23 protein-coding genes are annotated in these 23,350 nt (G+C 62.9%); 10 read left to right on the forward strand and 13 right to left on the reverse strand.

Translation table 11 applies throughout. The features are described 5' to 3' along the window. Positions 1 to 4 precede the first annotated feature (4 nt). The 8 genes from hemW to H040_RS15620 all read right to left on the reverse strand — a co-directional run bounded on the left by hemW (position 5) and on the right by H040_RS15620 (position 6,238). Positions 5 to 1,180: a radical SAM family heme chaperone HemW gene (hemW, locus tag H040_RS15585; RefSeq protein WP_027920976.1), complete on the reverse strand. Its 1,176-nt coding sequence runs from the start codon at positions 1,178 to 1,180 to the stop codon at positions 5 to 7. Next, complete coding sequence (gene rdgB, locus H040_RS15590) at positions 1,177 to 1,773, reverse strand: RdgB/HAM1 family non-canonical purine NTP pyrophosphatase (RefSeq protein ID WP_027920977.1); 597 nt, start codon at positions 1,771 to 1,773, stop codon at positions 1,177 to 1,179. The genes hemW and rdgB overlap by 4 nt, the downstream gene beginning before the upstream one ends. After that, on the reverse strand, positions 1,770 to 2,204 hold the full coding sequence (locus tag H040_RS15595) for a DUF4426 domain-containing protein (RefSeq protein ID WP_027920978.1): 435 nt from the start codon (positions 2,202 to 2,204) through the stop codon (positions 1,770 to 1,772). The genes rdgB and H040_RS15595 overlap by 4 nt, the downstream gene beginning before the upstream one ends. Before the next feature lie 22 nt (positions 2,205 to 2,226). After that, positions 2,227 to 2,847 carry a methionine biosynthesis protein MetW gene (gene metW / locus H040_RS15600; protein WP_027920979.1) on the reverse strand — a complete coding sequence of 207 codons (621 nt, stop codon included), beginning with the start codon at positions 2,845 to 2,847 and terminating at the stop codon, positions 2,227 to 2,229. 7 nt (positions 2,848 to 2,854) lie between these two features. Continuing rightward, positions 2,855 to 3,994, reverse strand: a complete 1,140-nt coding sequence (gene metX, locus H040_RS15605; RefSeq protein ID WP_027920980.1) for a homoserine O-succinyltransferase MetX — start codon at positions 3,992 to 3,994, stop codon at positions 2,855 to 2,857. Positions 3,995 to 4,093: 99 nt separating this feature from the next. Then, positions 4,094 to 4,684, reverse strand: coding sequence for a YggT family protein (locus H040_RS15610; protein WP_027920981.1), 591 nt, complete (start codon positions 4,682 to 4,684; stop codon positions 4,094 to 4,096). 10 nt (positions 4,685 to 4,694) lie between these two features. Next, positions 4,695 to 5,513, reverse strand: a complete 819-nt coding sequence (gene proC, locus H040_RS15615; RefSeq protein ID WP_027920982.1) for a pyrroline-5-carboxylate reductase — start codon at positions 5,511 to 5,513, stop codon at positions 4,695 to 4,697. 38 nt (positions 5,514 to 5,551) lie between these two features. Further along, complete coding sequence (locus tag H040_RS15620; protein ID WP_027920983.1) at positions 5,552 to 6,238, reverse strand: YggS family pyridoxal phosphate-dependent enzyme; 687 nt, start codon at positions 6,236 to 6,238, stop codon at positions 5,552 to 5,554. A 66-nt stretch (positions 6,239 to 6,304) separates the two neighbouring features. Between H040_RS15620 and H040_RS15625 the strand changes: the two genes are divergently transcribed. Next, on the forward strand, positions 6,305 to 7,303 hold the full coding sequence (locus tag H040_RS15625) for a type IV pilus twitching motility protein PilT (RefSeq protein WP_027920984.1): 999 nt from the start codon (positions 6,305 to 6,307) through the stop codon (positions 7,301 to 7,303). 112 nt (positions 7,304 to 7,415) lie between these two features. Here H040_RS15625 and H040_RS15630 read toward each other — a convergent pair whose 3' ends face one another. Further along, complete coding sequence (locus H040_RS15630) at positions 7,416 to 8,045, reverse strand: C40 family peptidase (protein ID WP_027920985.1); 630 nt, start codon at positions 8,043 to 8,045, stop codon at positions 7,416 to 7,418. A gap of 166 nt (positions 8,046 to 8,211) precedes the next feature. Here H040_RS15630 and H040_RS15635 point away from each other — a divergent pair, with 166 nt between their 5' ends. Beyond that, on the forward strand, positions 8,212 to 8,631 hold the full coding sequence (locus H040_RS15635) for an NINE protein (RefSeq protein ID WP_027920986.1): 420 nt from the start codon (positions 8,212 to 8,214) through the stop codon (positions 8,629 to 8,631). Between the two features lie 56 nt (positions 8,632 to 8,687). On the opposite strand, the gene H040_RS15640 is transcribed toward H040_RS15635, so the two are convergent. The 3 genes from H040_RS15640 to H040_RS15650 form a co-directional block, all read right to left on the reverse strand. Beyond that, the gene (locus H040_RS15640; protein ID WP_027920987.1) at positions 8,688 to 9,389 is read right to left on the reverse strand and encodes an SPOR domain-containing protein; all 702 of its coding nucleotides are present in this window, start codon (positions 9,387 to 9,389) and stop codon (positions 8,688 to 8,690) included. A gap of 1 nt (position 9,390) precedes the next feature. Then, entirely contained in the window at positions 9,391 to 11,127 is a 1,737-nt protein-coding gene (argS, locus tag H040_RS15645) for an arginine--tRNA ligase (RefSeq protein WP_027920988.1), read from the reverse strand. 186 nt (positions 11,128 to 11,313) lie between these two features. Beyond that, on the reverse strand, positions 11,314 to 13,533 hold the full coding sequence (locus H040_RS15650) for a primosomal protein N' (RefSeq protein ID WP_027920989.1): 2,220 nt from the start codon (positions 13,531 to 13,533) through the stop codon (positions 11,314 to 11,316). 167 nt (positions 13,534 to 13,700) lie between these two features. Here H040_RS15650 and rpmE point away from each other — a divergent pair, with 167 nt between their 5' ends. The 3 genes from rpmE (at position 13,701) to H040_RS15665 (ending at position 16,187) form a co-directional block, all read left to right on the forward strand. Next, positions 13,701 to 13,916 carry a 50S ribosomal protein L31 gene (rpmE, locus tag H040_RS15655; RefSeq protein WP_027920990.1) on the forward strand — a complete coding sequence of 72 codons (216 nt, stop codon included), beginning with the start codon at positions 13,701 to 13,703 and terminating at the stop codon, positions 13,914 to 13,916. A gap of 2 nt (positions 13,917 to 13,918) precedes the next feature. Continuing rightward, positions 13,919 to 14,749, forward strand: coding sequence for a thermonuclease family protein (locus tag H040_RS15660; protein ID WP_027920991.1), 831 nt, complete (start codon positions 13,919 to 13,921; stop codon positions 14,747 to 14,749). Positions 14,750 to 14,918: 169 nt separating this feature from the next. After that, positions 14,919 to 16,187: a malic enzyme-like NAD(P)-binding protein gene (locus H040_RS15665; RefSeq protein WP_027920992.1), complete on the forward strand. Its 1,269-nt coding sequence runs from the start codon at positions 14,919 to 14,921 to the stop codon at positions 16,185 to 16,187. A gap of 332 nt (positions 16,188 to 16,519) precedes the next feature. Here H040_RS15665 and H040_RS15670 read toward each other — a convergent pair whose 3' ends face one another. Beyond that, positions 16,520 to 18,973 (reverse strand): penicillin-binding protein 1A, encoded by a 2,454-nt coding sequence (locus H040_RS15670; RefSeq protein WP_027920993.1) that lies wholly within the window; start codon positions 18,971 to 18,973, stop codon positions 16,520 to 16,522. 176 nt (positions 18,974 to 19,149) lie between these two features. Between H040_RS15670 and pilM the strand changes: the two genes are divergently transcribed. From pilM to aroK, 5 genes are read left to right on the forward strand one after another with little or no spacing between them, the layout of a single operon-like run. After that, entirely contained in the window at positions 19,150 to 20,004 is an 855-nt protein-coding gene (gene pilM / locus H040_RS15675) for a type IV pilus biogenesis protein PilM (protein WP_027920994.1), read from the forward strand. Next, the gene (locus H040_RS15680) at positions 20,004 to 20,540 is read left to right on the forward strand and encodes a PilN domain-containing protein (protein ID WP_027920995.1); all 537 of its coding nucleotides are present in this window, start codon (positions 20,004 to 20,006) and stop codon (positions 20,538 to 20,540) included. The genes pilM and H040_RS15680 overlap by 1 nt, the downstream gene beginning before the upstream one ends. Beyond that, positions 20,537 to 21,553: a pilus assembly protein PilP gene (locus tag H040_RS15685; RefSeq protein ID WP_081784353.1), complete on the forward strand. Its 1,017-nt coding sequence runs from the start codon at positions 20,537 to 20,539 to the stop codon at positions 21,551 to 21,553. The genes H040_RS15680 and H040_RS15685 overlap by 4 nt, the downstream gene beginning before the upstream one ends. Further along, entirely contained in the window at positions 21,477 to 22,745 is a 1,269-nt protein-coding gene (locus tag H040_RS15690) for a type IV pilus secretin PilQ (RefSeq protein WP_081784350.1), read from the forward strand. Before H040_RS15685 ends, H040_RS15690 begins: the two co-directional genes overlap by 77 nt. Before the next feature lie 4 nt (positions 22,746 to 22,749). After that, complete coding sequence (gene aroK, locus H040_RS15695) at positions 22,750 to 23,268, forward strand: shikimate kinase AroK (RefSeq protein WP_027920998.1); 519 nt, start codon at positions 22,750 to 22,752, stop codon at positions 23,266 to 23,268. The last annotated feature ends 82 nt before the right edge of the window (positions 23,269 to 23,350 follow it).

The raw sequence follows: 23,350 nt of genomic DNA on the forward strand, positions 1-23,350 counted from the left end.
ATCCTTAGGTCAAGAAATACTGCAGCAGGTCATTGAGGAACAGCTGGCCGCGTGGCGTGGCCACCAGTCGATCCGGTTCGACCTGCAAAAGGCCCTTTTGTTCGGCCGCACGGCGGGCTTCGGCCAGCTGTGCCAGGGGCAGCCCGGTGCGTTGGGTGAACAGCTCAGCTTCCACGCCATCGGTGAGGCGCAGGGCGTTCATCAGGAACTCGAACGGCAACTCGTCGACCGGCAGCAGCTTCTCGCCGGCCTTGAACGGCTTGGCCAGGTTCAGGTAATCCTTAGGCAGGCGGGTCTTCCAGGTGCGCAGGATGCGGCCATCGGCGAATGTCAGCTTGCCATGGGCGCCGGCACCGATGCCGATGAAGTCGCCGAAGCGCCAGTAGTTGAGGTTGTGCCGGGCGGCACGGTCAGCCTGGGCGTAGGCCGAAACCTCATACTGCTTGAAGCCGTGGGCCGCCATCAGGGCCTGGCCGGCTTCCTGGATGTCCCAGAGGATATCGTCCTCGGGCAGCTCCGGCGGCTGGTTCCAGAACACTGTGTTTGGCTCGACGGTCAGCTGATACCACGACAGGTGCGTCGGCCCCAGGTCGATGGCTTGGCGCAGGTCGCCCAAGGCGTCGTCCAGCGACTGGTCGGGCAGGCCGTGCATCAAGTCCATGTTGAAGTTGTCGAAGCCCGCAGCACGTGCCATGCCGGCGGCGCGGATCGCCTCGTCGCCATTGTGGATGCGCCCCAGTGCCTCCAGCTTGGCCGGCTGGAAGCTCTGCACACCGATCGACAGGCGGTTGATACCCGTTTGCCGGTAGGCCTTGAACTTCTCCTGCTCGAAAGTACCCGGGTTGGCCTCGAGGGTGATCTCGATGTCCGGCGCGAACGGGATGCGCTGCTCTACGCCGCGCAGCAGGCGCCCCAGGGCATTGGCGCCGAACAGGCTCGGCGTACCGCCGCCGAAGAAGATCGACGACAGTGTCCGACCCTGCACGGCGGCCAGTTCCAGGTCGAGGTCGGTCAACAGGGCGTCGACGTAGGCCTCTTCCGGTAGCTCAGGCCCGGCGGCGTGGGAGTTGAAATCGCAGTAAGGGCATTTGCGCACACACCACGGGATGTGGATGTACAGCGCCAGCGGCGGCAGGCTGGTGAGCGCCACCGCGCCGGCTTCGGACAGCGTTGCGATCATGCCAGGCCCAGACGTTGACGCAGCAGGGCCATGGCGCGGGCGCGGTGGCTGAGCTGGTTCTTATCCACAGGGGCGAGGTCGGCGCTCGAACACTTGCGCTCTGGCACCCAGAACAGCGGGTCGTAGCCGAAGCCATGCTCGCCGCTGGCTTCGAACAGGATGCTGCCGTGCCACAGGCCTTCGCAAAGGATCGGCAGCGGGTCATCGGCATGGCGCACCAGGGCCAGCACGCAGACGAACTGCGCGCCGCGCTGGTCTTGCGGCACGTCTTTCAGGGCTTCGAGCAACTTGGCATTGTTCGCCGCGTCACCTTTGCCATCGGCATAACGCGCCGAGTAGATGCCCGGCGCGCCGCCGAGGAAGTCCACCGCCAGGCCGGAGTCGTCGGCAAGTGCTGGCAGGCCAGAGATGCGTGCTGCATTGCGGGCCTTGAGGATGGCGTTTTCGACGAACGACAGGCCGGTTTCCTCGGGCTCGACCTGGCTGAACTCGCCGATCGAGCGCAGTTGCACGGACTGGCCGAGCATGGCCTGGAGTTCCTTGAGCTTGCCGGCGTTGTGGCTGGCCAATACGAGTTGCTGGAAATTCATCATTCGCCTGGGAACACTTCCTGGTTGAAACTGAGTTGATGGCTGACCCCGCCGGTTTCGACATTGAGGTCGAAGGTCAGGGTCTCGGCCTGCTCGATCTTGAACTGGGCGATGTAGTACACCGCGCCTTGGTCGGTTATCTGCTTGAACGACAGCGGGCTGGTGCGCCCGGTCAGGTCTTTCACCGTGCCGCTGACCACCGCCATCGCCGGCTTGTCGGCCTTGAGCACGGCGATGTTGAGCACGCCTTGGTTCTTGCTGCGGTTGAGCCCGGTGGCAGCGGCGATGTCCGGTTGCAGCATGCTCGAGGTGAAAGCGCTGTAGTGCACCGTCACGTCGCCAAAGACTTCCTTGCGCTCGGGGCGGGCAGCATCGGCCGCCATCACTGGCAGTGCCAGGCACAGGCTGATCAGGAACAGGGCTAGGCGACGCATGGTGCGAGTCCTCCGGTGGGCGTCAGACCGCCAGTTGGTGCTCCTGCAGGCCTGGGCTACTGACGCGATAGATGCCGATTTCACCTAGTAGATTAGGCCATAGCCGCCCACCCCACCCGTTACGGTGCAAGTGGTCGACGGCGAGGCGGTCCAGGACCTTGGCGCGGCGCTCATGGCACAGCTCTTCGAAGTCGGCGAAGGTGCAGAAGTGGATGTTCGGCGTGTTGTACCAGGTGTAGGGCATGAAGTCCGACACCGGCATGCGGCCCTTGGTGGCCAGGTACCAGCGGCAGCGCCAATGGCCGAAGTTGGGGAAGGTGATGATGCACTGGCGGCCTACCCGCAGCATCTCGTCCAGAATGCGGTCGGGGTACTCCACGGCTTGCAGGGCCTGGGTCATGATCACCACATCGAAGCTGTTGCTGGCAAAGTTGCCCAGACCCTTGTCGAGGTCCTGTTCGATGACGTTGACGCCCTTGGCCACGCAGGCGGCGATGTTGTCGGCGTCGATCTCCAGGCCATAACCGGTGACCTGCTTGCGGTCACGCAGCGAGGCCAGCAGCTCGCCATTGCCGCAGCCCAGGTCGAGTACCCGGCTGCCAGCGGGAATCCACTCGTGGATGATTTCCAGATCGGCTCTCATGCTGTCCTCAGATGGCGATGCGGTTCATGTAGTTCGCGAAACCCTGCATGTAGCGAGGTGTGGGGATCAGGAAGGCATCGTGCCCATAAGGTGAGTCGATTTCCAGATAGCAGACGTTCTTGCGCGCTGCCATCAAGGCATCGACGATCTCCCGCGAGCGGGCTGGCGAGAAGCGCCAGTCGGTGGTGAACGACATGATGCAGTAGTCTGCCTTGACGTGGGCCAGGGTGGCGGCCAGGTCGCCACCTTGTGCCGCGGCCGGGTCGAAATAGTCCAGAGCCTTGGTCATCAGCAGGTAGGTGTTGGCGTCGAAACGGCCGGAAAACTCCTCGCCCTGATAGCGCAGGTAGCTTTCGACCTGGAATTCGACGCTGTGGAAGTCGTAGTTGAGCTTGTCGCTCTTCAGCTCGCGGCCGAATTTCTCACCCATCGAGTCGTCGGACAGGTAAGTGATGTGGCCGACCATGCGCGCCAACATCAGGCCGCGCTTGGGGATCACGCCCTGGTCCTGAAACGAGCCGCCGTGGAACTCGGGGTCGGTGAGGATGGCCTGGCGTGCCACTTCGTTGAAGGCGATGTTCTGCGCCGACAGCTTGGGCGCCGAGGCGATGTCCACGCAGTGACGCACGCGTTCGGGGTAGGTTATGGTCCACTGCAATGCCTGCATGCCGCCCAGGCTGCCACCGACGATGGCGGCCCACTGCGCAATGCCCAGGCGGTCGGCCAGGCGTGCCTGGCTGTGCACCCAGTCTTCCACGGTCAGTACCGGGAACTCGGCGCCATAAGGCTTGCCGGTGGCCGGGTTGATGCTGCTCGGGCCAGTGCTGCCGTTGCAGCCGCCGAGGTTGTTCAGGCTGACCACGAAGAAGCGGTTGGTATCGATCGGCTTGCCAGGGCCGATGCAGCTGTCCCACCAGCCCGGCTTGCGGTCGGTGGCGGCATGGTAACCCGCGGCATGGTGATGGCCGGACAGGGCATGGCAGATCAGCACGGCATTGCTTGCGCTGGCGTTCAGGGTGCCGTAGGTCTCGTAGATCAGCTCGTAGCTGTTCAGCGAGCGGCCACAGGCCAGGGCCAGCGGTTCATCGAACTTGGCAATTTGCGGTGTAACCAGACCGACGGAATCTTCGGGAAGGACAGTGGACATCGACCCTGCTCACGCTTGACGGAGGCGTAAGTCTAAAGAGCGCTACCCCCAGCGGCAAGCAAAGGCTTGCCGCTGGGGGAAACCAGCAGGCATCGAGGCTTAGATCATCCGCCACAGTTCCTGTGGCATGCCCGCGTAGGCTGCCAGCGGTGGCATGACGAACGACTGGATCACCTGGATCGCCAGGAAGGCAAAGATTGGCGAGATGTCCATGCCGCCCAGGTTGGGCACGATGCGGCGGAACGGTGCCAGGACGGGCTCACTGATCTGCCAGGCCAGTTCGGCAGCCGGGTTGTGGCTGTTCGGTGCGACCCAGGAAACGATCACCATGACGATCATCGCGACCCAGAAGATTTTCAGGAACAGCGAAGTGATGCCGATGATGGCCCACATCAGCAGGTGCAGGACGTCGCCGAAGGTGCCGTAGGTGACCATCAGCACGAAGCCCATGAGCAGTGCCTGGATGACGATCGCCAACAGCAGCGACGAAGTGTCCAGGCCACCGATGCTGGGGATCACCCGGCGGATCGGCTTGAGCAGCGGCTGGGTCGCGCGCACGGCGAACTGGCTCAGCGGGTTGTAGAAGTTGGCCTTGACCAGTTGCAGCACAAAGCGCAGCAGAACGATTACCAGGTACAGGCTGACCAGGGTTTGCACCACGAAGATCGCGGCGCCGGACAGTGCATTCATCAACAGCTCCTTATTTGCCCAGTTGTTCGGCCAGCTCGGCGGAACGCTTCGATGCCGCTTCCAGCGCCTGTTCGACGATGGCTTCGAAACCGTTGCCCTGGAACGACTTGATCGCCGCCTCGGTAGTGCCGGCTGGCGAGGTGACGCGGCGGCGCAGTTCTGCGGCATCGACATCACTGGCCACGGCCATGTGCGCGGCGCCCAGGGCGGTTTGCAGGGTCAGCTGCGAGGCGGTTTCGCGTGGCAGGCCCAGTTTTTCACCCGCAGCGGTCATCGCTTCGATGAGAAGGAAGAAGTAGGCCGGGCCACTGCCGGAAACGGCGGTGACGGCGTCCAGTTGCTGTTCTTGCTCCAGCCACAGGGCGGTGCCGACTGCCGACAGGAGTTGCTCGGCCTGCTGGCGTTGCTCGGCAGACACTTCAGTGGTGGCGTACAGGCCGCTGACACCCTGGCGCAGCAGTGCCGGCGTATTGGGCATGCAGCGCACCACCGGACGGGCACCCAGCCAGGTCTGCAGGCTGGCGCAGGTGATACCGGCGGCGATCGAGACGATCAGCTGGCCGTCTTCCAGGTTCGGCTTCAGCGCTTCGCACACGGCCTTCATGACCTGTGGCTTCACTGCCAGCACGACCACGTCGGCACCAGCGATGGCCTGGGCGTTGTCTTCGAATGCCTCGATGCCGTGTTCGGCCTGGACGCGGGTGCGGGTCTCGGCGCCGGGGTCGCTGGCACGGATCTGCGCCGCGTCCAGGCCCTGGGCACGCAGGCCACCGATCAGGCTGGCGGCCATGTTGCCGGCGCCGATAAAGGCAATACGTGTCTTGCTCATGTCAGGTCCTTGAAGGAAAGAGTGAGTAAAGCATGGAATCAGACGGGGCCGTAGTTGCGGGCGCCGAACAGGGCGGTCCCGATACGTACCCAGGTCGCGCCTTGGGCGATGGCCGCTTCCAGGTCGTGGCTCATGCCCATCGACAGGGTGTCCAGGCCAAGCTCCAGGTGCTCCTGAAGCTTACGCAGGCCGGCGAAGGCGGCCTCTTGAGTGGCGCGGTCTTCGGTTGGCTCTGGGATCGCCATCAGGCCGCGCAGGCGCAGGTTTGGCAGTGCTGCCACGGCTTTGGCCAGCGCTGGTAGGTCGGCTGGGGCGCAGCCGGACTTGCTGTCTTCACCGCTGACGTTCACCTGCAGGCAGATGTTCAGCGGTGGCAGGCCCGCAGGGCGCTGTTCGGACAGGCGTTGGGCGATTTTCAGGCGGTCCACGGAGTGTACCCAGTCGAAATGTTCGGCAATGGCTTTGGTCTTGTTCGACTGAATGGGGCCGATGAAGTGCCAGATCAAGGGCAGGTCGCGCAGTTCTTCCTGCTTGGCCAGGGCTTCCTGCAGGTAATTTTCACCGACATCACGCACGCCGGCGGCGTGGATTTCGCGAATGGCGGCGGCCGGTTTGGTCTTGCTCACCGCCAGCAGCTGGACGCTGGCCGGGTCGCGCCCGGCAGCTTGGGCAGCGTTGTGGATACGGGCGGCGAGGGCGGAAAGGTTGTCTGCTATGGTGGACATGGATCGATGCCGTCGGCTCTGGAGATCTTCGGCATTCTACCTGCTTGATGGCTATTGGGGAGTCTCATGGATGTGACCGACCTGTTGGCCCGGGCCATGGGCGCAGGGGCGAGCGACCTGCATCTGGCTGCGGGCGAGATACCGATGCTGCGTGTGGATGGCGAGCTGCGGCGCATGCCGCTACCGGGGGTGACCACGGCAGGGTTGAGCGACGCACTGACCCCGCTGCTCGACGAGGGCCAGTGCCGGCAGTGGTTGCAAGGCGACGAGCTGGATCTGGCACTGGAACTGGCATCGCTGGGGCGTTTTCGTCTCAATCTGTTTCGTCAGCTGAACGGCCTGGCAGCCTCGTTTCGTCTGATTCCGAAACGCATTGCCAGTGTCGACGAACTTGATCTTGAAGAAGTGTTTCAAGCCGTTGCGCAGCACAGGGATGGCCTGGTGCTGGTAGGCGGCCCGACCGGCAGCGGCAAGTCGAGCACCCTGGCGGCACTGATTGACCGGCTCAATGGTGAGCGGGCGCTACATATCATCACCCTCGAAGACCCTGTTGAAGTTATCCACAGCAGCCAATGCAGCCTGGTCAACCAGCGCGAGATCGGCCGGCATTGTCGCGACTTCGGTCAAGGGCTGCGCAGCGCTCTGCGTCAGGACCCGGATGTGATCATGATTGGCGAATTGCGCGACCTGGAAACCATCCGCCTGGCGCTACGCGCGGCGCAGACGGGGCATCTGGTGCTGGCAACGGTGCATACGCGGTCTGCGGCCGGCAGCATTGATCGGTTGATCGAGGTATTTGCGGCAGACGAAAAGCCGCTGGTGCGGGCGATGCTGGCGGAGTCGTTGCGCCTGGTGGTGGCACAGGTGCTGGTCAAGCGTGTGGGCGGCGGCCGGGTGGCGGCGCGAGAGGTGTTGGTGGCGACGCCTGCGGTGCGCAACCTGGTGCGGGAGGGGCGGATGGCGCAGTTGTGTTCGGTTATGCAGGCGGGGGCGGCGGAGGGAATGCGGACGATGGAGGGGGCGATGTTTGGGCTGAGGGAGAATGGATTGATCGGGGATTTTTAGAGCCTGTTCCGGCCCTTTCGCGGGCAAGCCCGCTCCCACAGTTACTGCACAGCACTGGAAAACGGTGCTGATTCTGTGGGCGCGGTCTTGCCCCGAAGAGGCCGAAACCGATTTAGCGCTTGGCCAGGCTCAGCTGTTGCTGCTCTTTGGGCAGCACCCGCTTGGCAACCACATAGTGCTGCTGCCAGTACGGCTTGCTCAGGTTGTCGATGCTCACCCGCTTGCCGGTGCGCGGCGCATGGATAAAGCGGTCGTTACCCAGGTAGATGGCAACGTGATTGACCCGGCGGCTCTTGATATTGAAGAAGATCAGATCGCCTGGCTTGAGGTCGCTCTTTGCCACTTTTACGCCGTGGCCCTGGGCCATGGCGTTGGACGTACGCGGCAGGTCGACATCTGCCACGTCGTTGAACGCGTATTTGACCAGCCCGCTGCAATCGAACCCTTTTTTCGGGTTGCTGCCGCCCCAAACATAAGGGGTACCGAGCACGTTGACCGCACGGCTGAGCACATCGCTGCTCTGCTTCGGCGACATTGCCGCAACGGCAGGCAGGTTGTGGCCTTTGCCCGAATAGTTCGAGCGTGCGTGCAGCGTGGTCTGCTTGACGGGCGCGTGTTTCACCGAAGTGTTGCTGGTGTAGCCCGTGAAACCATTAGGAAGACGTTGCTCACGATTGGTGGCGTGGGCGGCCAGGGGCAATAATAGGCAGAGGGTCAGCCATGTCTTGAATAAAGGCGGCATAGATGAAGCTCTTATGAATGTTTATGTGTTTGGCGCGCAACTTTATAACAGCTTTTTGCTCCTTTTCAGGGCCGTTGGTCGATTGTCATGCTGCCGTACGTCGGCCTGCAGCGGAAAAGTCACATTTTTATTTAGAAAATTTTCGGATAACCCACGAGGGCTATGAATGAACAGTTATCAACAGGGGACGCCGCACCACGACACCCACAGCAAGGTCATCGGTTACTTGTTGTGGATCTTCGGCTTTACCGGCTCGCACCGTTTCTACTACGGCAAGCCGATCACCGGGACAATCTGGTTCTTCACCTTGGGCCTGCTTGGCATAGGCTGGCTGATCGACCTGTTCCTGATCCCGTCGATGGACCGCGAAGCTGACATGCGTTTCCAGTCCGGTCGTATCGACTACAACATTGCCTGGGTCCTGCTGACCTTCCTGGGTATCTTTGGTGTGCACCGGCTGTACCAGGGCAAGTGGATCTCGGCGATCATCTACTTCTTCACTGGCGGCTTGTTCCTGGTCGGTGTGCTGTACGACTTCTGGACCTTGAACGGCCAGATTTCCGAAGCCAATTCCCGCAGCCGGTAGGGCGGCAAGCGCCCACAAAAAAGGCCTTGTCGCGCTGAGCGGCAAGGCCTTTTTCGTTACTGGCGGGTCTGCCGCTGCTGCAGCAGCAGGTTGCTGAAGCCCGCCCCTGCCAACTGCTTCTGCGCCCCGGTCAGCTGTTCACGGTTGCTGAACGGCCCGACCAGCACGCGGTACCAGGTTTCTTCCTTGACGGTACCCGACTCGACCTTGACCGCCTGGCCGAGCAGGATGATCTGCGCGCGTACCTTGTCTGCGTCGGCCTGCTTGCGGAACGAACCGGCCTGCAGGAAGTACTGCGTGGTCGCCGCCGGCTTGATCACCGGTGGTGCAGGTGGCGGCGTTTGCCCCAGCAGCGCGGCCTGGGCGCGTGCAGTATCGATCTTCGCAGCTTCTGCCGGTGTGACTGGGGTCACGGGCTGTGCCGGTACTGGTGGGGTCTTCTCCGGCACGGCCTCAGGCGGCACGATTACCTCAGACTCGGGCAGCAGCGTGTAGAAGTCGTACTTCGGTTTCACCGGCTGCTGTGGCGTCGCAGTCGTGGTCGACTTGCTGGCCTCGGCCAATTTCTCCGGCTTCTGCTGTTCGGGCTTGGTGCGCTTGATGTCACCGCCGCCGGGTTCGAGCTTCATCAGGAAGACGATGAATGCACCGACCGTCAGGCCGACTGCCAGCCATACCCAGCCGGGGATCGGCTGCTTGGCTGGCGCCGTCTGACGGCTGGCACCGCGTTTGGGCGCTGGTTTTTTCTTGGCAGCCAACTTACATGCGCTCCAGGGTTTCCAGGCCGAGCAGCTCCAGACCTTGTTTGAGGGTGCGACCGGTCAGGGCGGCCAGGCGCAGGCGGCTCTGCTGTTGCTCGGGGGTGTCGGCAGCGAGGATCGGGCAGTTCACGTAGAAGCTCGAGAACAGGCCGGCCAGGTCGTACAGGTAGCTGCACAGTACGTGCGGGGTACCCTTGTCGGCGACGTTGTTGAGGATTTCGCCGAACTGGGCCAGGGACGCGGCCAGGTCCTGTTCCTGAGGGGCCTGCAGCACGATGGCGCCGTCGACTTCGTCGAAGCCTTTGCCCAGCTTGCGGAACACACCGGCCACGCGGGTGTAGGCGTACAGCAGGTACGGCGCGGTGTTGCCTTCGAAGTTGAGCATCAGCTCGAAGTTGAAGCTGTAGTCGCTGGTGCGGTGCTTGGACAGGTCGGCGTATTTCACCGCGCCGATGCCCACCACTTCACCGATGTGACGCAGCTCGTCTTCGGTAAATTCCGTGTTCTTTTCCTTGACCAGCGCGTAGGCGCGCTCCTTGGCCTCGGTGAGCAGGTCGATCAGCTTGACGGTGCCACCGTCGCGGGTCTTGAACGGGCGGCCGTCGGCGCCGTTCATGGTGCCGAAGCCCATGTGCTCCATTTGCATCGGGTGGCCGACGAAGCCGGCGCGGCGGGCCACTTCGAACACCTGGTTGAAGTGCAGGGCCTGGCGCTGGTCGACGAAATACAGGGCGCGGTCGGCCTTGAGCACGTTGCTGCGGTAGCGCACGGCGGCCAGGTCGGTGGTGGCGTACAGGTAGCCGCCGTCAGCCTTCTGCACGATCACCGGCAGTGGCTCGCCTTCGCTGTTCTTGAATTCTTCGAGGAATACACACTGGGCGCCTTGGTCCTCGACCAGCAGGCCCTTGGCCTTGAGGTCGGCGACCACGTTGGCCAGGTCAGCGTTGTAGGCGCTTTCGCCCATCACGTCGGCCATGGTCAGCTTGACGTTGAGCAGCTCGTAGGTCTTCTGGCAGTGCGACAGCGAGATGTCCTTGAAGCGTGTCCACAGGGCCAGGCACTCAGGGTCGCCGGCCTGCAGCTTGACCACCAGGCCGCGGGCGCGGGTGGCAAACTCTTCAGATTCGTCAAAGCGCTTCTTCGCTGCGCGGTAGAAGTTCTCCAGGTCCGACAGCTCGTCGCTGGTGATCGGGTTTTCCTGCAGGTAGGCCATCAGCATGCCGAACTGGGTGCCCCAGTCGCCGACGTGGTTCTGGCGTATGACGTTGTCACCGAGGAACTCCAGCACGCGCGCGACGCTGTCACCAATGATGGTCGAGCGCAGGTGGCCGACGTGCATCTCCTTGGCCAGGTTGGGTGCCGACATGTCGATCACCACCTTCTGCGCAGGGCCTGCCTTGCGCGCACCGAGGTGATCGTCGGCAAGCGCGGCGTCCAGGCGCTTGGCCAGGGCGTCGGTGTTCTGGAAGAAGTTCAGGAAGCCTGGGCCGGCGATCTCGACCTTACTGATGTCGGCGCTGGCCGGCAGGGCGTTGATCACTTTTTCGGCCAGGTCGCGCGGCTTCATGCCGGCCGGCTTGGCCAGCATCATGGCGATGTTGCTGGCGAAGTCGCCGTGGGTCTTGTCCCGGGCGTTTTCCACCTGGATCGCCGGCGAGAGCCCTTCAGGCAGCACACCGTCGGTGACGAGTTGGGTGAGGGCTTGCTGGATCAGCTGGCGAATGGTGTCTTTCATGGGGATCTCTTTTCGACCGCAAGCGCGGTGGAGCGCCTGGATGCGCAGGTGGAAAAACTGGGCATTATCCGTTGCCGGGGGCGGGTTGCCAACCTTTGAGCTGCAAGCTACAGGCTGCAAGCGACAAGAAAAACCGGCCACACGCCGCCTGTGATTGCTTGTGGCTTGCAGCTAATGGCTTGTCGCTCAATAGAGATCGACCGGGTCGACATCCAGCGACCAGCGTACCTGGCGCCCGCTCGGCAGTTGCTCCAACACTAGCAACCAGGCGCTGATCAGTCGATGCAAGGGGGCCCGGGTATTGGCCTGAATCAACAATTGTGCTCTGAAACGCCCAGCGCGCCGCTCCATGGGCGCAGGCACTGGCCCGAGCAGTTCGATGCCGGGCAGCCGTTGTTCGGCGACCAGTCGCTCGGCGGCGGCGCAGGCTTCGTCAAGGAAACCCTCGGCCTGGCCGGGCTTGTGCGCTTCGGCGCGCAGCAGGGCAAGGTGGGAGAACGGTGGCAGCCCGGCATTGCGGCGTTCGTCCAAGGCCTGCTCGGCGAAGGCGAAATAACCTTGTTCGGTCAGTTGCACCAGCAGCGGGTGGTCGGCCAGGTGTGTCTGAATGATCACTTTGCCAGGCTCTTCGGCGCGCCCAGCCCGGCCTGCGACCTGGACGATCAGCTGGGCCATGCGCTCGCTGGCGCGAAAGTCTCCGGAGAACAGCCCGCCATCGGCATCGAGGATGGCGACCAGGGTTACCCGCGGGAAATGGTGCCCCTTGGCCAGCATCTGGGTGCCGACCAGGATGCTTGGCTGGCCGCGCTGGATGGTGCTGAGCAAGTTGTGCATGGCGTCCTTGCGCGCCGTGCTGTCGCGGTCCACGCGCAGGATCGGGTAATCCGGGAACAGGACTTTCAGGCGCTCTTCGGCGCGTTCGGTGCCGGCGCCAACGGGCCGCAGGTCGACGTGGTTGCACTTCGGGCACTGGTGCGGCAGGCGCTCGTCGTAGCCGCAGTGGTGGCAGCGCAGCACGCCAGAGCGCTGGTGCACGGTCATGCGGGCATCGCAGCGCGGGCACTCGGACAGCCAGCCACAGTCATGGCACAGCAAGGTTGGGGCGAAGCCGCGGCGATTGAGGAACACCAGGACTTGCTGGCCAGCCTCCAGGGTCTGGCGGATGGCCTGCTGCAACGGGCCGCTGATGCCGCTGTCCAGCGGCAGGCTTTTCACATCCAGGCGCAGCATGCGCGGTGGGCGGGCTCCGCCAGCGCGCTGGTTCATGCGCAGCAGGCGATAGCGACCGGTGAGCGCGTTGTGCAGGGTTTCCAGCGACGGGGTGGCGGAACCAAGCAGGATCGGGATGTTTTCCTGGTGAGCGCGCACCAGCGCCAGGTCGCGGGCGTGGTAGCGCAGGCCTTCCTGTTGCTTATAAGAACCGTCGTGTTCTTCGTCGATGATGATCAGGCCAGGGTTCTTCATCGGGGTGAACAGCGCCGAACGTGTACCGATGATGATGTCGGCTTCGCCGTCGCGGGCGGCCAGCCAGGCATCAAGGCGCTCACGGTCGTTCACGGCCGAGTGCAGCAGGGCGATGCGGGCGTTGAAGCGCTGCTCGAAACGCGCCAGGGTCTGCGGGCCTAGGTTGATCTCGGGGATCAGTACCAGCGCTTGCTTACCGGCTTCCAGGGTTTCGCGGATCAGCTGCAGGTACACCTCGGTCTTGCCGCTGCCGGTGACGCCGGCCAGCAGGAAGGCGCCGAAGCCGTCAAAGCCCTCGCGCACGGCGTCGAAGGCATCGCGTTGTTCTTCATTGAGGGGCAGTTCCGGCTGCGCCAGCCAGTGTTCATGGCGAAGCGCCGGCAGGTGGCGGCGTACTTCCAGCTGTACCAGCTCCTTGGCCAGCAACAGGTCGAGGCTGTCCTTGTTCAGGTTGAGCTTGCTCAGCAGGCTGTGCGCAACGCCATGCGGGTGTTGGGCCAGGGTCTTGAGGGCATCGCGCTGGCGCGGGGCGCGGGCGATGCGGGGGTCCTCCAGGCGTGCGCCGGGGGCCGCGTGCCAGAAGCGCTCCTGGCGCATTTCGGCAGGTTCACCCTGGCGCAGCAGGGTGGGTAACGCCCAGCTCAGGGTGTCACCGAGGCTGTGCTGATAGTACTGGGCCGTCCACAGGCACAGCTTGAACAGCGCTGGTGGAATCGGCGAAACCGGGTCGAGCAGGGCGCTGGCGGGCTTGAGCTTGTCGGCGGGAACTTCGCTCTGCTCACACACTTCCACCAGCACGCCGATCATTTCGCGGCGCCCGAACGGTACGCGGATGCGCATGCCTGGGGTCAGCACCTGGCGTGCCATGCTCGCTGGCGCCTTGTAATCGAACAGGCGGCGCAACGGGGAGGGCAGGGCAAGGCGCAGGATGACGTCGGACACGCGGCAAGTCTCGGAGGGCGTTTCAAAGACTGGCGAGCCTAGCAGACGACGGTCGGTGCAAGCGACAACTTGCGTTGGCGCGGTGCTCTGGTATTATTCGCCGCCTAATTACGTGCGGTATTCAACAATAGGTGTTGGGTGGCGGCACGCAGCTCGAGGAAGTGACCATGAAAGAAGGTATCCACCCGAACTACGAAGTAGTTGCAGTCACCTGCAGCTGCGGTAACAAGTTCGAAACTCGTTCGACCCTGGGCAACACCCTGGCGATCGACGTTTGCAACCTGTGCCACCCGTTCTACACCGGTAAGCAGAAAGTCCTGGACACCGGTGGTCGCGTACAGAAGTTCGCCGATCGCTTCGGTATGTTCGGTACCAAGAAGTAATCATGCGCATGGCGAATCCTTCGGGCTTCGCATTGTTGCTGAAAAAGGCGCCCCTTGTGGGCGCCTTTTTTGTGGGCGCAATCTGGCAGCTCCCTGCCATGGCGTTCTGCCCGCTGCCGGAGAAGCCGCAGCAAGTGGCGGTGCGCCAGGTGGTGGATGGCGACACGCTGCGCCTGACCGATGGTCGCAGCGTGCGCATGATCGGCATCAATGCCCCTGAGATCGGGCGCAAGGGGCGTACCAGTGAACCTTATGCCGAGGCCGCCAAGCGGCGCCTGCAGGCATTGGTCAGGGCTAGCGACGGGCGTGTCGGGCTGGTGCCAGGGGTCGAGGGCAAAGACAAGTACGGCCGTACCCTGGCGCACATCTATGGTCGCAATGGCAACAATCTTGAAGCGCAGCTGCTCAGCGAAGGGCTTGGCTTTCGCATAGCGATCGCTCCCAATGTGCGCCTGGCGAGTTGCCAGCAAGCGGCCGAGCGGGTGGCGCGCGAAGCGCGGGTAGGCCTGTGGCGCAGTTCGCCGGTGCGCAAGGCCGCAGATGTAAAGCAATCGGGCTTCGCTGTTGTCGCAGGCACCGTTCGAAGCATCGAGCGCAATCGTGGTGGTATCTGGCTCGAACTGGACGACACCGTGGTGCTGCAGATTCCCGCTCGTCTGCAACGCAACTTCCCTCAAGGCTTCTTCGCTAACCTCAAGGGACGCCAGGTCGAGGCGCGCGGTTGGGTGCTGGACCGTTCCCGCAAGGGTGGCCTCAAACCGGGGCAGCGACGCTGGGTGTTGCCTTTGACCTATCCGGGCATGCTAGAGCGCACTTCAGGCCGAAAGATGTAGACAGTTTGCTATTGGATTGTACACACTGTGAGCCGAATGCCCCCGTGCGTGATAGCTTAAAGTCGTAGGCCAAAGGCCTTGACACAAGTGACTGACCAGTCTTGTGGCTCCCCGGCTCTTTGCGTATCCTCGGCGGTCCGTCAGAACAGTAAATAGCGGAATGCCCACCATGTCAGACCTGAAAACCGCCGCTCTCGAATACCACGCTCAACCTCGTCCGGGGAAACTGAGCGTCGAGCTCTCCAAGCCCACCGCCACCGCCCGCGATCTCGCCCTGGCCTACAGCCCAGGCGTTGCTGAACCCGTGCGCGAAATCGGCCGTGATCCAGAGCTGGCCTACAAATACACCGGCAAGGGCAACCTGGTCGCGGTAATTTCCGATGGCACCGCCATCCTCGGTCTGGGTGACCTCGGCCCACTGGCTTCCAAGCCAGTGATGGAAGGCAAGGGCGTTCTGTTCAAGCGTTTCGCCGGTATCGACGTGTTCGACATTGAAGTCGAGTCCGAGAGCCCGCAGGCTTTCATCGACACCGTTCGCCGCATCTCGATCACCTTCGGTGGCATCAACCTCGAAGACATCAAGGCACCAGAGTGCTTCGAAATCGAACGCACCCTGATCGAGCAGTGCGACATTCCAGTGTTCCACGATGACCAGCACGGCACCGCGATCGTTACCGCGGCCGGCATGATCAACGCCCTGGAAATCGCCGGCAAGAAGCTGGAAGACGCCAAGATCGTCTGTCTGGGTGCCGGTGCTGCCGCCATTTCCTGCATGAAGCTGCTGGTCAGCATGGGCGCCAAGGTCGAAAACATCTTCATGATCGACCGCAGTGGCGTGATCCACGCGGGTCGCGACGACCTGAACCAGTACAAGGCCCAGTTCGCCCACGCCACCGACAAGCGCAGCCTGGCCGATGCCCTGGACGGTGCTGACGTGTTCGTAGGCCTGTCCGGCCCGAACCTGCTGAGCCCGGAAGGCTTGAAGTCGATGGCTGCCAACCCGATCGTGTTCGCCTGCTCGAACCCGGACCCGGAAATTTCCCCAGAGCTGGCTCACGCCACTCGCAGCGACGTGATCATGGCTACCGGTCGTTCCGACTACCCGAACCAGGTCAACAACGTGCTGGGCTTCCCGTTCATCTTCCGTGGTGCCCTGGACGTTCGCGCCAAGCGCATCAACGAAGAAATGAAGATCGCTGCTGCCATCGCCCTGAAAGACCTGGCCAAGCTGCCGGTACCTAAGGAAGTCTGCGAAGCGTACGGCGTTGAAGGCCTGGAGTTCGGTCGCGAGTACATCATTCCGAAGCCGCTGGACGCGCGTCTGATCACCGTCGTTTCCGACGCTGTGGCCAAAGCTGCCATCGAATCCGGCGTGGCTACCCTGCCGTATCCGAAGCACTACCCGCTGAACAGCGTGGATGAAGTGTTCAACGGCTGATCACTGCCGTAAGCGACACAAAAAAGCCCCGGCTCATATGAACCGGGGCTTTTTGTTTGCCGAGAGAGTGTCAGCGCCTGTGAGATCGAGCGCCGCACGTGCGGCGCATCGCGGATGAATCTGCTCCTGCATTTGTGGCAACGTGCCGAACGTGTTACGCCATGGTCGCCTGCCTTGGCGCATGGCTTGAGCCCTACAAACAAGGCTGACAACCATGGCCTGACAGGCATGGCCACGTTGCCACAAATGTAGGAGCGGATTCATCCGCGATGCGCCGCACGGGCGGCGCTCGATTTACGCGCCCACACAAAACTTGATCCAGGCGCTCCGCTTCAGAACAGATCCATCGGCGCCGCTTCATCCGCTGGCAGCGGGCTGCCAGGCGCTGCGCCGTTACCCAGCTCATCGACCGACGGCGGCGAGTCTTCGGCCTTGAACAACTCGAAGTAGGCGTTCGGTGTGCTGGGCGAGGCTGCGCGGCCGCTGACAGGGTCGACCCGCAGGCTGAGGATGCCTTCCGGCTCGGCCGGTGCATGGCTCGGCTTGCCCTTCAATGCCGCGCCCATGAAGTTCATCCAGATCGGCAGCGCCGCAGTACCACCGTATTCACGACGGCCCAGGCTTTCCGGCTGGTCAAAGCCGACCCACACGGTAGTCACGTAATCGGCGTTGTAGCCGGAGAACCAAGCGTCCTTGGACTCGTTGGTGGTACCGGTCTTGCCCGCCAGGTCGTCGCGGCCCAAGGCCAGTGCCCGGCGGCCGGTGCCGCGTTTGATCACGTCCTGCAGCATGCTGGTAAGGATGTAGGTGGTGCGGCCATCGATGATCTGCTCGGCGATGGCCGGGGTCTGCGGTGGCGGGGCGATCTGGCCCAGGGCCGAAGGCGCCTCGCCCGGCAGGGCGGCAGTGCTGATCGGTTGTTCCGGTGCTGCCAGCCCGGCATGGTCTTCGGCGCCTTGCGGTACGCGGGCCGGGTTGGCGGTGAACAGCGTCTCGCCATTGCGGCTTTCGATACGGTCAATCAGGTACGGGTTGACCTTGTAACCGCCGTTGGCAAAGGTGCTCCAGCCTGTAGCGATTTCCATCGGGGTCAGGGTCGCGGTGCCCAGGGCCAGGGACAGGTTGCGTGGCAAGTCCTGCTTGTTGAAGCCGAACTTGCTGATGTAATCGATGGTGCGGTCCACACCCATGGCCTGCAGCAGGCGAATCGATACAAGGTTGCGCGACTTGTACAGCGCCTCGCGCATGCGGATCGGGCCGAGGAAGGTGTTGGTGTCGTTTTTCGGCCGCCACTCGTTGTTCTGGTACTGGTCGACGAACACGATCGGCGCATCGTTGACCAGGCTGGAAGCGGTGTAGCCGCTGTCCAGTGCCGCGCTATAGATGAACGGCTTGAAGCTCGAGCCTGGCTGGCGCTTGGCCTGCATGGCACGGTTGTAGTTGCTCTGCTCGAACGAGAAGCCGCCAACCAGGGCGCGGATGGCGCCGTTGTAGGGGTCGAGGGTTACCAGCGCACTCTGTGCACCGGGTACCTGGCTGAACTTGAGCTTGCCCTCGTCAAGGCGCTGCAGGCGAACCAGGTCACCGACCTGGGCAACGTCGGCAGGCGACTGCGGCGCACGGCCCTGGGAGTTGGTGTTGATGAATGGGCGTGCCCATTTCATGGTGTCCCAGGCAACGTGTTCTTCCTTGCCATCACGGGTCAGCACCTTGATGCCGTCTTTCTCGATCTGGGTGACGATGGCCGGCTCGAGTGCGCCAAGGTTGCGCTGCTTGCTCAGCTCTTGCAGCCAGGCAGCGTGGGTCTTGCCTGGGAAGCGAGCTTCCGGGCCGCGATAACCGTGACGCTCGTCGTATTCGGTGAGGCCGTTGAGAATGGCCTTGTTGGCCATTTCCTGCATGTCGCTTGGCACGGTGGTGGTGACGCGGAAACCTTCGGTGTAGGCATCACTGCCATAACGGCCAACCATTTCGGCGCGGGCCATTTCGGCGACGTAAGGCGCGTTCACCTCAGGGGTCGGCACGTGATAGCTGGCATTGAGCGGCTCGGCCAGGGCGGCCTGATAGCTCGCTTCGTCGATCTTGCCGAGCTTGTACATCCGGCCCAGGATCCAGTCGCGACGCTCTTTGGCGCGTACCGGGTTGGCCAGCGGGTTGAAGCGCGACGGTGCCTTGGGCAGGCCGGCAATCATCGCCATCTGCGCCAGGCTCACGTCACGGATCGACTTGCCGTAGTAGACCTGCGCGGCAGCATCGATACCGTAGGCACGGTTGCCCAGGTAGATCTTGTTGACGTACAGCTCGAGGATCTCGTCCTTGGTCAGCTCGCGCTCGATCTGCAGGGCCAGCAGGATCTCGTTGGTCTTGCGCGAGAAGCTGCGCTCGCTGGTGAGGAAGAAGTTCTTCGCCACCTGCATGGTGATCGTGCTGCCGCCGGTCTGGATGTGACCGGTTTTCACCAGCTGGGTCGCAGCACGCATCAGGCTGCTTGGGTCGACCCCGTAGTGATTGAGGAAATTGTCGTCCTCGGCTGACAGAAGCGCCTGAATGAACTGTGGCGGAATTTCCGCGAAGCGGATCGGCGAGCGGCGCATTTCGCCGAACTCGGCAATCAGTTTGCCGTCGCTGCTATACACCCGCAGGGGGATCTGCAACTGGATGCTTCTGAGCGAATCGACCGATGGCAGGTTGGGGCTAAGATACAGAAACGCACCGCTCACACCGAGTACGAGCGCGCAGATGACTGCGACGAAAGACCACCAGAAGAACTTCAGCAGGCGTATCAAGGCTTTTCGGTGTCCAGATTGAGGGGTGAATTGCGCACGGGGCCGGCGGACGAAAAAACGCTGGGCATTATAAGCATTTTTCGCCTCGCCGGGTGACCGGCCAGGCGGCCCGCTGCACCGTCTGGCCGTCCAGGCCCGGCAATGGGGCGGTTCATGGTTGTAACAAGGAAGTCGTGATGCTCGGACGTTTTGGCAAGGATGCCAGTTCACTGTTGGGGGTCGAAATTGCCTCTGACTCCATTCGTATTGCACAGTTGCGTCGCCACAGGGGGCGCTATGAGCCGCTTGTCTGGGCGTTTCATGCATGCGAGCCGTTTGCGCCTGGCAACGGCAGGCATGACCCTGAGTGGTTCGTAGGTGCCTTGCGCGATGCTCTTCGGCAATCAGGTAGTCGGCAACGCCGGGCAGCTGTGGCGCTACCAGCCTCGCAAGTGATCTGCAAGCTGTGTCAGCTGCCGGTCAGCCAAGCCCCGAGCCAGATGGAGGCACAACTGCTGGCGGACGCGGAGCGGCTGTTTCCCTTCCCCCTTGAAGACCTGGTGTTGGACTTCCAGGTGCTGGGCGCCTCGCCGCAACAGCCAGGTAGCCTGGATGTGCTGGTCGCGGCCAGTCGTCAGAGTGCGCTGCAGCCTCTGGCAGCAGCCTTCGAGTCCGCAGGGCTGGAACTGGAGGTCGTCGAGGTCGACAGTATTGCCTTGCGTCGGCTGATGCCAAGCAAAGGCACAGCAGCGCTGCTGCGCATTGAACCCGGCGGTTCGACACTGCATGGCTGGCTTGACGAGACGCTGCCATTGCGGCGGGAGTTGCTCCCTGGCGTAGCACCTGATTTGCCTGGCAATCTGTTCGGTGAAGGGAAGGGGCCGGAGGAAGTGCTGGTCGTCGGGGCTTCGGTGCCTGGGCAAGGCTTGCTCGGTCGACTGAGTGAGCAACTCGGCTTGCCCTGCCGGTCACTGCCGCCGGTGGCCGGTGTGGATTGCAGCGACGGGCATATGGCCTTGGCTTTCGCCCTGGCGATGGGGAGCGTGCGCTGATGCTGCGTCTGAATCTGATGCCGTGGCGAGAGCGGCAACGGCTGGCAGTGCTCCGGCGTTTGCGCCTGACGTTGTTGGGGGCGGCTGTCGTGGCGCTGTGTGCGGTGCTGTTGATGGACCAGCTGGCCCGCCAGCGCGTTCGGCAGCAAGCCATTGCCAACCATGGTCAGCAGGCTGCAATCGAGGCGCTCGAGGTGCAGCTGAACGAGCATGATCGCATCAGGCAATCCTATGACGCGGTACGTAAGCAGGCCGCCGCGTTGGCTGGCTTGCGCGCAGAGCAGGGGCTACTGACTGCCGTGTTCGCCGACCTGGAACGAGCCCTGCCGGAAGGCGTTCAACTGCGCAGGCTCGAACTGGAATGCTCACGACTGCGCCTGGTCGGTGTAGCCGCCTCCGGCGCCGTCGTGGCGCAGCTCATGCGTGAACTGGAGCGCTCTGGCGTGGTGCGCGATCTAGAACTTAAAAGCCTCAAGAGCCTGCCGGGTGGCGATGAGTTTCTGTTGCTGGCACGTCTGTCGGCGTTGTGGTCGTGAATCTGTTTCAGCATGAGGTGTGGCTGGCCCTCATCGAGCGCTCGCGGCTATTTCGCTTCACGCTGCCCTGCGCCGTAGGCCTCGTCGTATTTGGGCTTGGCTGCCTGTTTCGCCTGCCGCAATGGTCGCATCTCCAGCGCGCGGAACATGCCAGGCAAAGCGACTTGCTTCAGGAGCACGCAACCAAGGCTGCCGAAGTGCTGGCGCTGTCGCAAATGCGTGAGGCATTCGATGAAGCGCAGCAGCTATTGCAGGATGCCCGCTGGCGTCTTGCTGCCGGCGCTGGCATGAGCGATTTACTGGACCAGTTGGCAGCCTCGGGGCATGCGCATGGTCTGCACTTCGAACAATTGGACGTGCGAGATGACGTAAAGCAGCCCGGCTACTGGCAGACACCCTTGGATGTGCAGGTAGTCGGGCGTTATTCGGGGTTGCGAGTGTGGCTGGACGATTGGCTGGGCCAGGTTCGCCTGTTACGCGCAGAGGCGTTGTGGCTGGAGCCTGCCGATGACCGGCCAGGGCTGTTGCGCCTTGGCTTGCGTGTCCATGCCTACCAAGCCGACGGCGCTGTGCCCGAACCTGTATCCCTGGCTGATTTACCCGCCCGTGCTGAGGTGCTGCCAGTGGGTGTTGATCCTTTTTCCGCCTGGGCGACACGTGACGTTCAGGGTGGGCTTGTCAGTGTTCCGCTGGCACAGCTGCAAATGGTCGGCAGCTTGCAGCGGGGCCTGCAGCGCGAAGCGTTGCTGGCGTCGGCAGGGCGCTTGTATCGCGCGCGCCCCGGTGACCGGCTGGGGCGTGAAGGAGGGGTTGTTGTAGAGGTCGGCGAACGGCAGCTGGAAGTGCGCCAGCGACTGTTCGTAGGGGGCGTGTGGCGCGAGCGCACGGTGATGCTGACGCTCAGGAAGAGCGCGAACCTGGAGATCACGGAAGGTTATGAAATGCCTGTTGATGTGGATGGCGGTGGCCCTGATACCCAGTCAGTGGTGCATGGCAACACCCTATCGGGGTGAACCCATATCGCTGAATTTTCAGGACGTCGAAGTGCGCTCAGTGCTTCAGGTGCTGGCGGACTATGCCGGGGTCAACCTGGTAGCCAGCGATACGGTGCAAGGCAATGTCACCTTGCGGCTGCACGAAGTCCCCTGGGATCAAGCGCTGGAGCTGGTCCTTCTCAGCAAAGGGCTAGCGCGGCGCGACGAGGGGAATGTGTTGCTGGTGGCACCTGCGGCCGAGTTGGCCGAGCAATCCCGCGGCGCGCGTATTGGGCAGGAGCTGGATGCGCAGTTGCAGCCGTTGCGACGAGAGCTGCTGCCAATCCATCACGCCAACGCTTCCCAACTTGCAGAGCTGCTGCTGGCAACACTGGCGGATGATGGAATTCTGACCGGTCGTGGCAGCTTGAGCGTCGATGCGCGCACCAACACCTTGGTGGCGCATCAGCCGGCAGAACGCCTGGCCGAGTTGCGCAAGCTGGTTGCTCAACTTGATGTGCCGGTACGCCAGGTGGAGATCGAGGCGCGCATCGTGGAGGCCAATGTCGACTACGAGAAAGGCCTGGGCGTGCGTTGGGGCCGGCAGTTATATGGGGAGGCGCCGCAATTGGGCAAGGATGTGTTCGTCGACCTTGGCATGGAGCAGGGTGGTGCCAGCATCGGTGTAGGCCTTTTGCGCGGCGGCGTGTTGCTGGATCTGGAGCTCAGTGCGATGGAGAAGAGCGGCAACGGCGAAATCATCTCCCAGCCCAAAGTGGTCACGGCTGACAATGAAACCGCCAGAATCCTGAAGGGTACCGAGGTGCCATATCAGGAAACCAGCAAGAGTGGCGCTACCTCTGTGGCTTTTCGCGAGGCCTCGCTGTCGCTGGAAGTCACGCCACAGATCACTCCGGACGGCAAGGTCATCATGACGGTCAAGGTGACCAAGGATGAACCTGATTTCGTCAATGCCCTGAACGACGTGCCGCCGATTCGCAAGAACGAGGTCAATGCCAAGGTCCGCGTTACGGACGGTGAGACCATCGTCATCGGCGGCGTGTATTCGACCACGCAAAACAATGTAGTCGACAAGGTGCCATTTTTCGGCGATCTGCCGTATGTTGGGCGGCTGTTTCGACGCGATGCATTACAAGAGAAAAAATCCGAGCTGCTGGTCTTCCTGACTCCGCGTATCATGAGTGACCAGGCGATTGCTGTGAGTCGTTGATTCTGTGCGAAATTTGATACTTGTAGGGCCCATGGGCGCTGGAAAGAGCACCATCGGGCGCCTGTTGGCCAAAGAGCTGCGCCTGCTGTTCAAGGATTCCGACAAGGAAATCGAACTGCGAACCGGCGCCAACATCCCGTGGATCTTCGATAAAGAAGGCGAGCCGGGCTTCCGTGACCGCGAGCAGGCGATGATCGCCGAGCTCTGCGCGCTCGATGGCGTGGTCGTGGCGACCGGCGGCGGTGCGGTAATGCGCGCGGAAAATCGCCAGGCGCTGCACGAGGGCGGCCGGGTCATTTACCTGCACGCCTCGGTGGAGCAGCAGGTCGGGCGTACTGCGCGCGATCGCAACCGCCCGTTGCTGCGCACCGCCAACCCGGAAGCGACTCTGCGCGCATTGCTGGAGGCGCGCGACCCGCTTTATCGCGAGATCGCCGACGTGGTGGTGGAAACCGACGAACGGCCACCACGCATGGTGGTGCTTGATATTCTCGAGCGCCTGCAGCAGTTGCCGCCCCGCTAAGCCGGGACTATTCTCGGCCAGCGCCGAGGCGAGGTTCAACGTTACCGCGCGGGTCGCACAGCCGGCGCCGCGCTCAAGTACA

The sequence above is a fragment of the Pseudomonas sp. URMO17WK12:I7 genome (genome assembly GCF_003269045.1).
Classification (GTDB): domain Bacteria; phylum Pseudomonadota; class Gammaproteobacteria; order Pseudomonadales; family Pseudomonadaceae; genus Aquipseudomonas; species Aquipseudomonas putida_J.

What these genes read in the sequence shown, in the direction of transcription:
- hemW (WP_027920976.1), bottom strand. Translation starts at nt 1,180, where the DNA reads ATGATCGCAACGCTGTCCGAAGCCGGCGCGGTGGCGCTCACCAGCCTG.
- rdgB (WP_027920977.1), bottom strand. Translation starts at nt 1,773, where the DNA reads ATGATGAATTTCCAGCAACTCGTATTGGCCAGCCACAACGCCGGCAAG.
- H040_RS15595 (WP_027920978.1), bottom strand. Translation starts at nt 2,204, where the DNA reads ATGCGTCGCCTAGCCCTGTTCCTGATCAGCCTGTGCCTGGCACTGCCA.
- metW (WP_027920979.1), bottom strand. Translation starts at nt 2,847, where the DNA reads ATGAGAGCCGATCTGGAAATCATCCACGAGTGGATTCCCGCTGGCAGC.
- metX (WP_027920980.1), bottom strand. Translation starts at nt 3,994, where the DNA reads ATGTCCACTGTCCTTCCCGAAGATTCCGTCGGTCTGGTTACACCGCAA.
- H040_RS15610 (WP_027920981.1), bottom strand. Translation starts at nt 4,684, where the DNA reads ATGAATGCACTGTCCGGCGCCGCGATCTTCGTGGTGCAAACCCTGGTC.
- proC (WP_027920982.1), bottom strand. Translation starts at nt 5,513, where the DNA reads ATGAGCAAGACACGTATTGCCTTTATCGGCGCCGGCAACATGGCCGCC.
- H040_RS15620 (WP_027920983.1), bottom strand. Translation starts at nt 6,238, where the DNA reads ATGTCCACCATAGCAGACAACCTTTCCGCCCTCGCCGCCCGTATCCAC.
- H040_RS15625 (WP_027920984.1), top strand. Translation starts at nt 6,305, where the DNA reads ATGGATGTGACCGACCTGTTGGCCCGGGCCATGGGCGCAGGGGCGAGC.
- H040_RS15630 (WP_027920985.1), bottom strand. Translation starts at nt 8,045, where the DNA reads ATGCCGCCTTTATTCAAGACATGGCTGACCCTCTGCCTATTATTGCCC.
- H040_RS15635 (WP_027920986.1), top strand. Translation starts at nt 8,212, where the DNA reads ATGAACAGTTATCAACAGGGGACGCCGCACCACGACACCCACAGCAAG.
- argS (WP_027920988.1), bottom strand. Translation starts at nt 11,127, where the DNA reads ATGAAAGACACCATTCGCCAGCTGATCCAGCAAGCCCTCACCCAACTC.
- rpmE (WP_027920990.1), top strand. Translation starts at nt 13,701, where the DNA reads ATGAAAGAAGGTATCCACCCGAACTACGAAGTAGTTGCAGTCACCTGC.
- H040_RS15660 (WP_027920991.1), top strand. Translation starts at nt 13,919, where the DNA reads ATGCGCATGGCGAATCCTTCGGGCTTCGCATTGTTGCTGAAAAAGGCG.
- H040_RS15665 (WP_027920992.1), top strand. Translation starts at nt 14,919, where the DNA reads ATGTCAGACCTGAAAACCGCCGCTCTCGAATACCACGCTCAACCTCGT.
- pilM (WP_027920994.1), top strand. Translation starts at nt 19,150, where the DNA reads ATGCTCGGACGTTTTGGCAAGGATGCCAGTTCACTGTTGGGGGTCGAA.
- H040_RS15680 (WP_027920995.1), top strand. Translation starts at nt 20,004, where the DNA reads ATGCTGCGTCTGAATCTGATGCCGTGGCGAGAGCGGCAACGGCTGGCA.
- H040_RS15690 (WP_081784350.1), top strand. Translation starts at nt 21,477, where the DNA reads ATGAAATGCCTGTTGATGTGGATGGCGGTGGCCCTGATACCCAGTCAG.